The sequence below is a fragment of the Acuticoccus sp. genome (assembly GCF_965213555.1).
Taxonomy (GTDB): Bacteria; Pseudomonadota; Alphaproteobacteria; order Rhizobiales; family Amorphaceae; genus Acuticoccus.
In genome coordinates this window covers 3,411,713-3,424,659 of the sequence record NZ_OZ243890.1, presented here as the reverse complement: position 1 = coordinate 3,424,659, position 12,947 = coordinate 3,411,713, and the positions used below count along the sequence as shown (strand labels likewise).

Sequence of the window (12,947 nt, the reverse complement as noted above, 5' to 3'; positions counted from 1 at the left end):
GCGGTCGGGCCGCGGTGACGACCACCGGCGGCGCGACTATCCCCAAGGCCGCCGGGCGAGGCAAGCCGGCAGCGCAACGGCGTGGGCGCGCTTGCAATGGGGCTGCACCTTGGCGAACCGAATGCATATAAGGAGGGTCTTCGGAGGTCCGCGCCATGCTCGCCATCGCCGCCCGCGCCGCGGCTGTGATCGCCATCGCCGGCGCCGCCGTCGCCATCTTCGCCTGGATCGGCGCCCCCTCCTCCAGCCGCGAGGAGCCACTGATCGTCGACGCCGACGGCGTTCCGATTGCGGATGCGGACGGCTTCCGGCCGCTCCCGGGGGTCGACGCGACCGGTCCGCACGAGCTGGTGAGCGTCGCGATGCCCGAGCCGAGGGAGACGCCTCGGCTGCCCGAGGGCGTCCTGCCACTCACCTTCGCGGACCTGTGGCAGGACGGGCCGTTCGAGCTTGCGGACCCTGCCGCGCGGGTCGGCGCCCCGGACCGCAGCCTGTTCCCCGACGGCGCCACCGACGAGGACGTCGAGAACTTCTTCCTCGACATTGCCGACATGCGCACGCTGCAGCTCCTGGAGGGCTCCGTCCGCGACGAGCTCGACGGCAAGCGCGTGCGCATCGCCGGCTACACCACGCCCGTGGGCTTCGAGGAGGAGGAGACGCGCTTCCTGCTGGTCCCCGAACTGGGGGCATGCATCCACGTGCCGCCGCCGCCGCCGAACCAGATCGTCTACGTGGAGCGCGCGGACACGACGCCCGAGATGTTCGCCCCGGTGTGGATCGTCGGCACGCTGCGCGCCGACCCGGTGGCGACGATCCTCGCGGACGTCGGCTATCGCATGGAGGACGTCTCGACGATCCCCTACGACGCGCGCTGACGCGACGGGCCCAAGACGCCCATGGCCGATCGCCGCACGGCGATGGGCGAGAGAACCGCTCGGAGCTACCGGCGTTGCGGTCTCCGACGGAGGCCACGATGCGCGCGTTCCCGACGATCTCGGTGCTCATCCCATGTCGCAACGCGGCGCCTTACCTTGAGGAGGCGCTCGCCAGCGTCGCTCGGCAGGACTGGCCGAACCTCGACGTCGTTCTTGTCGACGACGGATCCACCGACGGCTCGCCCGACATCGCGGCAGCCTGGCCGAGGGTTCGCGTCCTTACGGGCGCGGCATCGGGCGCAGGCGCGGCTCGCAACGCCGCATTGCGCGCCGCGTGCGGCGACTACGTGATCTTCTTCGACGCGGACGACGTCATGGGGCCAGGCCATCTCAGCGCCCTGTTCGACGCCGCGAGCCCGGTGCGTGGGGCCATCGGCATGGCGCAGTGGGCGCGCTTCCGCGGTGCGCCGTCGAGCGCTCTCTTCCCGCAGCGCACCACGTACTGGGACGCCCCGGGGATCGACTGGCTGATCGCCGACTGGGCGGACGGGCTGCCGATGACGCAGCCCGGCATGTTCCTCATCCCCCGCACGCTCCTCGACGCAGTCGGCGGCTGGGACGAGCGGCTCTCGCTCAACGACGACTTCGAGTTCTTCTGCCGCCTGCTCTCGAGGAGCGCCGGCGTGCGCTTCGCCCCCGCGGCGCAGCTGCACTACCGGGCGGGGCTGCCGGGCAGCCTGTCGCAGCGCGGCGACGAGCGCGCGCTGCGCTCCGCGTTGTCCGCGGCGATCCTCGGCACGGGGCACGTCCTCGCCGCCGAGGACAGCCCGCGCACGCGGCGCGCGGCGGCGAACATCGTGCGCGGGTTCGACTACAACTACTACCCCGTCGCGCCGCACCTGCGCCGTAGGGCGCGGGCCCACGCGGCGGCGCTCGGCGGAGCGGATGCCATCCCCGTCGGCCCGCCGCTGTTCCATCGGCTGCGACGCGTCTTCGGCTGGCGCTTGGCTCGGCGCATGGAGCACGCGCTCCTGTGACGGCGCTTGCCCGCGGCGGCGCCGCCTTCCAAGGTGCGACATCAGCCAAGGGAGGTGTCCATGATCAAGGTCGTCGCGGTGTTCCTTACCCACGAGGGGCAGGAGGAGGCTGCAGCGCAGCACCTCGGCTCCGTCGTCGAACCGACGCGCCAGGAGGACGGCTGCCAACAGTACGACCTGTGGCGCGACCCCAAGGATCCGCGCCGCTTCGTCATGGACGAGCTGTGGGAAAGCCGCGATCACCTCAAGGCGCACTCGCAGTCCGACCACATCGGCCGCATGCGCGAGGCGACGAAGGAGGTGTTCGCCTCCCGCGAGGTCTACGTGCTCGACCGCGTCGCCTGAGCGTCGACAGCGCCGCGGCGCAGGTGCGAGGATGGGCGGCCGCCGACGGAGCGCGGCGCAACAACGAGCCTCGGTCATGGACGTCAACGCGCTGCCCCTCTCCGCCGACGCCATGCTCGAGGGGCTGCGCCCGTGGGTGGAGTGCGAGAGCCCGACCTACGACCCTGGCGCGGTCACGCGCATGGTCGAGCTCGCGTGCGACCGGCTGCGCGAGCTCGGCGCCACCGTGGAGGCGATCCCCGGCCCGCCCGGCCTCGGCGACTGCGCACGCGCCGCCTTCCCGCACCCGCGGCAGGGGGAGCCCGGCGTCCTCATCATGGCGCACCTCGACACGGTGCACCCGGTGGGCACGCTGGAGCGCCTGCCCTTCCGCCGCGACGGCGAGCGCTGCACCGGCCCCGGCATCTGCGACATGAAGGGCGGCACCTACGCAGCCTTCGAGGCGGTGCGTGTGCTGGCCGAGGTGGGCAACGAGACGCCGCTGCCGGTCTACGTCCTCCTCACGTCCGACGAGGAGATCGGCTCGCCGGGCAACCGCGCGCTCATCGAGGACGAGGCGAGGCGCCACAAGGTCGTCCTCGTTCCCGAGCCCGGGCTCCTCGGCGGCACCGGGGTCACCACGGGACGCTACGCCATCGCCCGCTTCCACCTCACGGCGCGCGGACGGCCGAGCCACGCCGGCGTGCGCCTCGCGGCCGGGCGATCGGCGATCCGCCAGATGGCGCTGAAGATCCCCGAGATCGAGGCGATGACGGACGACGACTGCACCTTCTCCGTCGGCGTCGTCCAAGGCGGCCGATGGGTGAACTGCGTGTCGATGACGTGCACCGGCGAGGCGCTGTCCATGGCCAAGCGCCAACCCGACCTCGACCGCGGCATCGAGCGCATGTTGGCGCTCGCCGAGCGGCATGAGGACGGCACAGGCTTCGATGTCGAGGTCGGCGTCGTGCGGCCGGTATGGGAGCCCACCGAGGGGACGATGGCGCTCTACGAGGCGGCGCGCGGGGTGGCGGCGACGATGGGGATCGAGCTGACGCACAGGAGCGTCGGCGGGGGCTCGGACGGCAACTTCACGGGCGCGCTCGGCCTGCCGACCTTGGATGGGCTCGGCGTCGACGGCGACCTCGTCCACACGCTTGAGGAGTACATCGAGGTGGAAAGCCTTGCCCGCCGCGCTCGCCTCATGGCGGGACTGCTGGCCGAGGTGCGGGCCTGACCCGAGGGTGGCGTTGAGGTCGCTGGACCGCAGGGTTGGCGCCCGCCGCGCCGTTCGCCTCCGACGGTGCCGCTCCGGCGGACGCGCCTGAGGCTCCACCGGGCGCCGGGACGGCCTCGACGCTCACGTTCCCCAACGTCTCGGTGATCGTCTGGGCCCGAGCCCACCTCGGGGTCGTCGCTCTGCCAGGCGAGCGTCTGTCCCTCGCCGCTCTGCGCACCCGAGCAGGTCAGCGTCGCGGCGGGTTCCAGCGCGCCAGAGCGACCACTCCTGATGCGCTCGCGCGTCGTTGATGAGAGGGTCGATCGCCCCCGCCGACGCCTCACGGCGAGACCTGGGACGATCCGCAACAGCCAGCGCACAGATGCCTTCGAGGGTCGCAGAATGGTGCGCAGGCTGGCCGCTGAAGGGGGGGCGGCGGGCGGCATACGCCACGTGGCACCGCCCCTGCCATCGGCGTGACGGCGCGCGGCTGCGTTCCGGCAACGATGGGCAACCACCATAAATGGTGGATGGCTCCGAACACCTCCTCGATCCGCTTACGGTGACGCCGGCTCGCACGATGGCCCTCGTGGCGCAGCGTCCGGCGGTCAAGAACGGGTGGCCGATCCGCCCCAACTCGCCGACCGCGCCGTTCAAGGCGACGTGTGGCGTGACCGTCCGCCGCCGCGGCTCGCCGTTGGACGCGACCACATCCCAGGCCCTGTCGGCGCCGAGCGCGATGCGCCAACGCCCGGTGCGACGACGGTCGAGGAGCGTTAGCGTCGCCTCGTGCTCCGCCGCGCCGGTGGCTCGCCTCGCCACCGCGCCAACCGCCAGACCGTGTCGGTGATCCATAAGGACGCACCCGATGAAGGCGAGCCAGCGCTTGCGGCCGTCGCCCTTGCGGTAGAGCCTGGCGTCGGGGTCGTTGGCGGACGCATGAGTCGCGTCGGAGCGCGTCGCGCCGCGCAAGTCCGCCGCAGCGTCGCGTCCGCCGCCGCCCGGAGGCGGCGTGTCGGTCCGACAAGGAGCGGGAGCGCGATCAGCGGAAGGATCACTTTGGTAGAGGATGATCGCCCATGCACTGGGCGAAATGTCGAGCCTACAGTCAAATTCACGCGACCGCGTCATGGCGGCTGTCGACGCCGGCGACACCGTGCGCGTGGTCGCCGAGCGATCCGAGCCAGCGTCGCCTCCATCGACAAGGCGCTGATGCGGCGACGGCAGACCGGCGAGCGAGGGCCCGCGCACGCGCGGCAGGCCGCCGCGCAAGCCAGCCTCCCCCGAGCGGACGATCGAGGCCTTCATGAGCGCCCGCCAGGACGCGACGCTCGCCGACGCGCGCCAGCACCCCCTCCGAGCGCTTGGGGTGAGCGTCTTGCTGCATGTGGTGTGGTTGGCCGTGCGCCGGCTTCAGCCCGACGCTCAAACAAAGTCCGACGCGCCGCCGGCTGGGACCGGCCCGACGTCACTCAGGGCACGCAGACCCTAGAGCGGGATGAGGCTCGGCGGGATCTTCGCAAGGGGGTTCCGCGGTGACCGATCCTCTGATTCACCGTGCTGGCTGGAGAGGGAGGCCGGCATATTATGGCGAAGCCCTGCTCGATGGATCTCCGCGAGCGCGCGATGCGGCGGGTGCAGGCGGGAGAGCCGGTGCGGCAGGTGGCGTTGGCTTTGAGCGTCGCGCCGTCGACGGTCGTGAAGTGGTCGCTCAGGCAGCGGGCGACGGGATCGGTGAGACCCGGGAGGACGGGCGGCCGCCGGCGACGGCTGATCGTGGGCGGGCATGAGGCCTGGCTCCGGGAACGGGCGTCGCGCAGCGACTTCACGCTGCGGGGCCTCGTCGCCGAGCTCGCCGAGCGCGGCCTGAAGGTCGATGACCGGACCATGGGAAGCTTCATTCAACGCCAGGGGCGGAGCTTCAAGAGAAGGCGTGGCGGCCAGCGATGAGGATCGGCCCGCCGTGGCCCGGCGTCGCGCGCGGTGGAAGGCGCATCAGGGTAAGATCGACCCGCGCCGCTGCGTCTTCATCGACGAGACTTGGGCCAAGAGCAACATGGCGCCGCTTCGGCGCTGGGGGCCGCGCGGCGAACGCGTGAGAGCGAAGGCCCCGCACGGTCACTGGCGCCCCATGACCTTCATCGCCGGCCTCCGCTCCGACCGGATCGTCGCCCCTTGGGTCGTCGACGGCCCGATCAACGGCGCGATCTCTCGGTCTACATCGAGCGCGAACTCGTCCCGACGCTCTCGTCCGGCGACATCGTCGTCATGGACCTCGGCAGCCACAAGAGCCCCGCGATCCGCGCCGCCATCGCGAAGGCGGGCGCGCGAAGCTCTTCTCCCTCCCGCCCTACAGCGCGGACCTGAACCCCATCGAGCAGGTCTTCGCAGCTCAAGCACCTGCTCCGCAAAGCCACAGGGCGCACCACCGAGACCACTTGGCGACGGATCGGCGACCTGCTCGACCGCTTCGCGCCCAAAGAGTGCGCCAACTACCACGTCAACGCCGGCTACGCTTCCGCATGAGCACATCACGCTCTAGCAGCCGTGGCAACGCCTCCTCGGCCCTGACGCCTTCGCCTTCCTCGAAGAGACCGGTGCCAGCACGAAGATCGTCCGGCTCCACGGCCGGGCGCCGAAGGGAAAGCGCGTGGCTGATGCCGTGCCGCACGGCCATGGGTGCACGACGACCTCCGTCTGCAGCTTGACCACGAACGGCCTGGTCGCCCCGCACGTCCTCTTCTGGCCGATGACGGGGCCAGCCCCCCTGCGCCGACACGCAGCAGCTTGCTGCGCAGGGCTCGGCGAGGGCAACGTCGTCGTCACGGACAACCTCCCCGCCCACAAGGTTGCCGGTGTCCGCGAGGCGATGGGGGCGGCCGGTGGCACGGTCATGGACCTTGCGCCGACCTTGCCCGACCTCAATTCCCTCGAACGGACCTTCGGCAAGCACAAGGCATCGCCGGAGGCGCCGCGCCCGCACTCATGAAGACCTCCGGACCGCCATCGGCGACTTCCGGCAGCGCCTTGCCCGCTGCGGAGGGTCAGCCTGATCGAAGGGGTGTCCGGACCACCAAGTGTCTGACCCAGAGAGCCCAAGAGGCTATGCGATTGTTCCTCGCCGTAGCGGAACTCCCCCTTCCCGGGTGCGGTCAGCCTCGGGTGGGCGCCGACGTCCCGAAGGCGCTGTGCGCGGAGGTCAGCGGCTTGGCAGCGGATCGTCGTCGATCCCCTCCGAGCAGGCGACGCCACCTCCGAACCCACGATGGAGCGCCCCACCGGTCGGGCGGGGCGCTCGGTCGGTCAGATCACGTAGCTTGCGAGCGGCGGGAAGCCGTTGAACGCCACGGAGGCGTACGTCGTCGTGTAGGCTCCGGTGCCGCCGATCAGGAGCTCGTCGCCGATCTCGAGGTTGATCGGCAGCGGGTACGGCGTCCTCTCGTACATCACGTCGACAGAGTCGCACGTCGGCCCGGCAAGCACGCACGGCACCGCCTCGCCCTCCCGCGAGGAGCGGATCGGGTAGCGGATCGCCTCGTCCATGGTCTCCGCGAGGCCGTTGAACTTGCCGACGTCGAGGTAGACCCAGCGGATGTCGTCCTTCGCCTTCTGGGAGACGAGGATCACCTCCGTCTTGATGACGCCGGCGTTGCCCACCATGCCGCGGCCGGGCTCGATGATCGTCGCGGGCAGCCGGTTGCCGAAGTGGGACCGGATCGCCTCGTTGATCGCGCGGCCGTACTCGCCCTCGCCCGGGATGTCCTCGAGGTAGCGCGTGGCGAAGCCGCCGCCGAGGTTGACCATCTTCAGCTCGATGCCGCGGTAGGACAGCGTGCGGAAGATGTCGGCCGCGGACGCGAGCGCACCGTCCCACGCGCGCGGGTTCTTCTGCTGCGAGCCGACGTGGAAGGACACGCCGTAGGCGACGAGCCCCGCGGCGTGAGCGTGCTCCAACACCTCGATGGCCATCTGAGGCTCGCAGCCGAACTTCTTCGACAGCGCCCACTCAGCGCCCTCGCCGTCGCACAGGATGCGGCAGAACACCTTGGCGCCCGGCGCGGCGCGGGCGACCTTGTCGACCTCCGCCTCGCAGTCGACGGCGAACAGCGCGATGCCCCGCGCGTGCGCCGCGGCGACGTCCCGCTCCCTCTTGATGGTGTTGCCGAACGAGATGCGCTCGGCCGTCGCACCGGCGGCGAGCGCCATGTCGATCTCCTGCACCGAGGCGCAGTCGAAGCTCGAGCCGAGCTCGGCCAGCAGCGCTAGGATCTGCGGCGCCGGGTTCGCCTTCACCGCGTAGAAGATGCGGCTGTCCGGCATCGCCCTTTGGAAGCGAAGGTAGTTGTCGCGCACGACCTCGGTGTCGACGACGAGGCACGGGCCGTCCGGACGGACGGACTTCAGGAAGTTCACGATGCGGTCGGTCATCTCGCCAAACCCAAGCTGCAAGGTTTTGCGTCGGCACGGCATCGATCGGTCGCGCTTTGGAGGCACGGGCCGACGTCGACCGGACCGATGTCCCCGCCGCCCTGAGGGTCGGACGGGGACGCGTCGCGTCACACGATCCGCGCGTCCGGGGTGAGCCGGCCGGCGGGGCGATCGGACGGGGATTGCATCGGCGGACCGAAGCTCTCCGTCCCGTGATGCTAGCGCTTTGGATCTGGGGAGGCCCCGCACCGCACGCCTGGCAAGGATGTAGTCGCCTCTTCAGTGACCCCGGCCTTTGGACGGCCGGAAGAGACCAAGGAAGCCCTCTACGTCGTTGCTTTAAGTCGCGCTGCGCGCGGCGAACGGGCGGCTCCTCACCACCTCACCGTCCCGGCTTCGCCGGTCGGCTCGCCGCCCGCAGGGTCCGGTTCAATCCGGAAGACCGATCATGCCCCGCTGCGCCACGGTGAGCTGGCTGGTGCCACTCCCACCCTGACCCAACGTGACCGGCACGCGACCACAGGCACGCACGAAATTGGGCACGGCTCATATGCTTGAGTCCGCAGGCGAATGCAAGGCCTGCAACGGCCTTGGGGCACGCAAAACGCGCGATGGCGGACGGACAGGAAGGCTTCACGACAGCCCAGGCCTTGGGCCAGATGGCTGGCATGGCGTTGCCCCTCGTCCTCACCGCGGTCGTCGTCCTCGTCGTCCTCATCGCGCTTGTCGAGGCGGCGGGCTCACGCCTTGCCATGCCCCAGTCGCTGGCCCTTGCAGCGCTCGGCATCACGCTCGGGCTCGTCGCGGTGGCGGGGGATGCGGCGGGGCCCCTCGCACGGGTGGGGCGGCTGTTCGCCGAGCTGCCGCTGTCGGCGGACGCGCTCATCCTCATCCTCCTGCCCCCGCTCCTGTTCGACGCTGCCTTCCGCATCGACGCGCGTCGCATGCTCGACGATGGCGTGCCCATCGTGCTCCTCGCGGTCGTCGCCGTCCTGGTGTCGACCTTCGCGGTGGGCTTCGTCCTGGCTCCGCTCACCGGCAAGGCGCTCGCGGTCTGCCTCCTCGTCGGAGCCATCATCTCCACCACCGACCCGGTGGCCGTGCTGTCGATCTTCCGCGACGTCGGCGCGCCGGCTCGCTTGGTTCGGATCGTCGAGGGAGAGAGCCTGTTCAACGACGCGGCAGCCATCGCGCTGTTCACCATCCTCATCACAGCCATCACGATGGAGCGTGTCTCCCTCGTCGACGGGTTCCTGGTCTTCCTCCTCACCGGCGCTGGCGGAGCGGTGGTCGGGGCAGCCACGGGCAGCCTTGCCGGTGCGCTCATCGCGCTGACGCGGCACCACCCCGCCGCGCTGACCTCCGTCACCGTCGCGCTGCCCTACCTCACGTTCCTGCTGTGCGAGGAGGCGCTCGGGATCTCCGGCGCCATGGCGGTCGTCGTCTCCGGCCTTGCCACCGCCCGCCGCGCCCAGTCCGGCCGGGCGGTGGCGTCCTGGCGGCACGTGCATCAGATCTGGAACCAGCTGGCGTTCTGGTCGAACTCACTCGTCTTCGTGCTCGCTGCGTTCCTCGTCCCGACGCTCCTGTCGCGCTTCGACGCGGCGCTTGCGCTCGCGACCGCAGCAGTCGTGGGCGCAGCGTTCGGCGCGCGTGCCTTCGTCCTGTGGGGCGTGCTGCCGATGCTCCAGCGCGCTGCGCTCGCCGGCCCCATCAGCCACCGCGCCAGGACCCTCCTGTGGTGGGGTGGCATGCGCGGGGCCCTCACCCTCCTCCTCGCGTTGTCCGTCACCGAGACCGACGCGATCGGGAACGAGGCGCAGGAGTTCGTTGCCGTCCTCGCCACCGCCTTCACTGCGTTCACCATCCTCGTCAACGGGATGACGTTGCGGCCGCTGACCCGCCTGCTCAACCTCCATCGGCTGACCCCGTTCGACCGCAACGTCGGTGCCGGCGCCCGTGCCTTCGCGACGGCCCGTGCACGGCAGAAGGTGCACACGGCCGCCGATCGGTACGGCATCGCCGGGGAGGTGGCGGCACGCGCGCTGCAGGCCTACGCGGCGGCGGCGGCGGCGAGCGAGGCGACGGTGCCGGCGTCGGCGAGTGATAGGCTCGCGCTCGCCCTGGTCGTCCTTGCCCAAGCCGAGCGCGCAGCGTTGTCCCGGCACGGCGAAAGTGCGGTCGTCAGCCCGGGCGTCGTCGAGCTCCTACACCGTGAGGCGCAGCGCATGCGCGAGGGCGCACGCGCCACGGGACGCCGCGGCTACCTGTCGGCGGCGGCTCGGATCACGCGCTTTCCCCTGGGCTTCCGCCTCGCGCTCCTCGCCCAGCGCCGGCTCGGCCTGCGCCGGCCGCTGGCGACGGCGCTCGCCGAACGCTTCGAGCGGCTCCTCGTGGGCCGACTTGTGCTGGCCGAGCTCGCGCCGTTCTGCAAGGAGCGCATTTCGCCGGTGATGGGGCCGCGGATCGCGCGCATGTGCTCCGGCATCCTGGCTCGGCGTGCCGAGAGCCTTGGCACAGCGCTTGCCGCGTTGACCTTGCAGTACCCGCACTACGCTGCGCTCCTTGAGCAGCGCTTCCTCGAGCGGATCGCGCTGACGGAGGAGCAGCGTGAGTACGAGGCGCTGCGCGAGCAGGGCATCATCGGCGCCGAGGTCTCGGGCATGCTGTCCGAGGAGCTCGCGGCCGCCGGGCGGCGCATCGCAAGCGCGCTGACGCTCGACCTATCGGTGGACAAGCGCGCCATGGTCGCGGCGGTACCGCTCTTCGCGACCCTGCCAGCATCGACCATCGACGGCATCGCGCGCGTCCTGCGCACGCGCCTCGCCGTGCCCGGCGAGCGCCTGATCCGGCGCGGTGAAGCGGGCAGCGAGGTGTACTTCCTCGCCTCCGGCGCCGTGGAGGTGGATACCGGCACGCTGAAGGTCACGCTCGGTCGCGGGGCGTGCATCGGCGAGATCTCGGCCGTCCTCGGGGAGCCACGCAGCGCGGACGTCACCACGCTCGGCTACGGCGAACTCCTCGTCCTCACCGGCCGCGCGTTCCGCACGCTCCTCGCGGGCAACCCCGCGCTCGCCGCCGAGGTGAAGGCCCTTGCAGCGCGACGCAAGGCCGAAGGCGCGGGGGCAGTCCGCGCCACAGCAGGCGGCGGGGCGCCCAGGGACGGCCGGCGCGAAGGTGCTGGACAGCCATCCGGGCGGACCCTATAAGCCCCCTCCTGACGCGAGACCGCGTGTCGCCCAGGTAGCTCAGTTGGTAGAGCATGCGACTGAAAATCGCAGTGTCGGTGGTTCGATCCCGCCCCTGGGCACCACTCTCGCCTGACCTCTACCGCAGTCCCGTCGCAGTCGCCTGACCGCTGGCAGCGGTGCCACAAGGCGTGGACGGGGGTGCCTTGGACGTCCCGCTGGTTGGCTGGAGCGTTCGCGCGGTACGAGGCGCTGCGCACGCTCAACATGCGGATCGGCGGCGATCAAGAACCCGTGGCGGACGTGGATCTCATTCCTGTCCGAAGCGGGTCTCCTGACGCCGGACCGCTCGGTGCGACCCGGCGCAGCTTGATTTGTCCGCACGCGGCGGCCACCGTGCAACGAAGACCCCTCGCAAGCGGACATACATGGGACAGACCTTCGACGAGATGAGCGGGCGCGGCGAGGCGACGCGCTCGGCCTACGAGGTCGTCAAGGCCTGGCTCGACGGGGTAACGCCGGAGGCGCTGCGCACCCGCTCGCGCGAGGCCGAGCTCCTGTTCAGGCGCATCGGCATCACCTTCGCGGTCTACGGCGACGCCGACGCGGAGGAGCGGCTGATCCCGTTCGACATCGTCCCGCGCGTCTTGACCGGCGATGAGTGGACGTCCATGTCGCGCGGCCTGGAGCAGCGCGTGCGCGCGCTCAACATGTTCCTCGCGGACGTCTACGGCGCGGGCGAGATCATCCGCGCCGGCCTCGTCCCCGGGGACCTCGTCTATCAGAACACCTACTTTCGGCCCGAGATGGTGGGCATCCGCGTGCCTCACCGGATCTACACGCCGGTGTGCGGCATCGACATCGTGCGGGTCGACGCCGACGCGTTCTACGTCCTTGAGGACAACCTCAGGACCCCGTCCGGAGTCTCCTACATGCTGGAGAACCGGGAGGTGACGATGCGACTGTTCCCGGACCTGTTCAACGAGCACGTCATCCAGCCGGTGGAGCAGTACCCCAACGAGCTGCTCGCGACGCTCCAGTCCCTCGCGCCGCCGACGGCGCCGTCCGAGCCGACGGTCGTGATCTTGACACCCGGCCAGTACAACTCGGCGTTCTACGAGCACACCTTCCTCGCCGACCGGCTCGGCGTCGAGCTCGTCGAGGGGCGGGACCTCTTCGTGCGCGACGACACGGTCTACATGCGCACCACCGAGGGCCCGCAGCGCGTCGACGTGATCTACCGCAGGCTCGACGACGACTTCCTCGACCCGCTCGCGTTCCGCCCGGACTCGGTGCTCGGCGTCCCCGGGCTCCTGTCGGCCTACCGCTCGGGCAACGTCGCGGTGGCGAACGCCATGGGCACGGGCATCGCCGACGACAAGGCGGTCTACACCTACGTGCCGGAGATCGTGCGCTTCTACCTCGGCGAGGAGCCGATCCTGAACAACGTGCCCACCTGGCGCTGCCGCGAGCCCGATGCCCTGGCGCACGTCCTCGACCACCTGCCGGACCTCGTGGTCAAGACCGTCTCGGGCTCGGGGGGCTACGGGATGCTCGTCGGCCCCGCGGCGAGCTCCGCGCAGATCGAGGAGTTCCGCGGCAAGCTCAAGGCCGATCCGGACGAGTTCATCGCTCAGCCGACCCTTGCCCTGTCCACCTGCCCCACCTTCGTGGACGAGGGCATCGCACCGCGCCACGTCGACCTCAGGCCGTTCGTGCTCTACGGCTCCGACGGCATCAGGACCGTGCCCGGCGGCCTCACCCGCGTCGCGCTCGAGGAGGGTTCGCTCGTGGTCAACTCCAGCCAAGGCGGCGGCACCAAGGACACCTGGGTGCTCGCCTGATGCGCGCTTGAGCTGCCCACCGGACCCTCATC

7 protein-coding genes, 1 tRNA gene and 2 pseudogenes are annotated in these 12,947 nt (G+C 70.9%); 9 read left to right on the top strand and 1 reads right to left on the bottom strand.

From position 1 onward, the window contains the following. The first annotated feature begins 155 nt into the window (after positions 1-155). The 6 genes and pseudogenes from ACOOE8_RS16035 to ACOOE8_RS16010 all read left to right on the top strand — a co-directional run. Positions 156-875 carry a DUF3299 domain-containing protein gene (locus ACOOE8_RS16035; RefSeq protein WP_420392417.1) on the top strand — a complete coding sequence of 240 codons (720 nt, stop codon included), beginning with the start codon at positions 156-158 and terminating at the stop codon, positions 873-875. A gap of 98 nt (positions 876-973) precedes the next feature. Beyond that, positions 974-1,912 carry a glycosyltransferase family 2 protein gene (locus ACOOE8_RS16030; RefSeq protein WP_420392416.1) on the top strand — a complete coding sequence of 313 codons (939 nt, stop codon included), beginning with the start codon at positions 974-976 and terminating at the stop codon, positions 1,910-1,912. Positions 1,913-1,972: 60 nt separating this feature from the next. Next, a complete protein-coding gene (locus ACOOE8_RS16025) occupies positions 1,973-2,257 on the top strand; it encodes a putative quinol monooxygenase (protein WP_420392415.1) in 285 nt (94 codons plus the stop codon). Between the two features lie 76 nt (positions 2,258-2,333). Beyond that, positions 2,334-3,473, top strand: a complete 1,140-nt coding sequence (locus ACOOE8_RS16020; protein WP_420392414.1) for a M20/M25/M40 family metallo-hydrolase — start codon at positions 2,334-2,336, stop codon at positions 3,471-3,473. 1,569 nt (positions 3,474-5,042) lie between these two features. Then, a pseudogene (locus tag ACOOE8_RS16015) lies at positions 5,043-5,981 on the top strand (IS630 family transposase). Between the two features lie 64 nt (positions 5,982-6,045). Further along, positions 6,046-6,444: pseudogene (locus tag ACOOE8_RS16010) on the top strand (transposase); the annotation flags it as partial. A gap of 314 nt (positions 6,445-6,758) precedes the next feature. On the opposite strand, the gene ACOOE8_RS16005 reads toward ACOOE8_RS16010, so the two are convergent. Further along, positions 6,759-7,883: a type III PLP-dependent enzyme gene (locus ACOOE8_RS16005; RefSeq protein WP_420394730.1), complete on the bottom strand. Its 1,125-nt coding sequence runs from the start codon at positions 7,881-7,883 to the stop codon at positions 6,759-6,761. 668 nt (positions 7,884-8,551) lie between these two features. Here ACOOE8_RS16005 and ACOOE8_RS16000 point away from each other — a divergent pair. The 3 genes from ACOOE8_RS16000 (at position 8,552) to ACOOE8_RS15990 (ending at position 12,915) form a co-directional block, all read left to right on the top strand. Beyond that, positions 8,552-11,092, top strand: coding sequence for a cation:proton antiporter (locus ACOOE8_RS16000; protein WP_420392413.1), 2,541 nt, complete (start codon positions 8,552-8,554; stop codon positions 11,090-11,092). Between the two features lie 28 nt (positions 11,093-11,120). Further along, a tRNA-Phe gene (locus tag ACOOE8_RS15995) sits at positions 11,121-11,196 on the top strand. A gap of 303 nt (positions 11,197-11,499) precedes the next feature. Next, positions 11,500-12,915, top strand: a complete 1,416-nt coding sequence (locus tag ACOOE8_RS15990) for a circularly permuted type 2 ATP-grasp protein (RefSeq protein ID WP_420392412.1) — start codon at positions 11,500-11,502, stop codon at positions 12,913-12,915. The last annotated feature ends 32 nt before the right edge of the window (positions 12,916-12,947 follow it).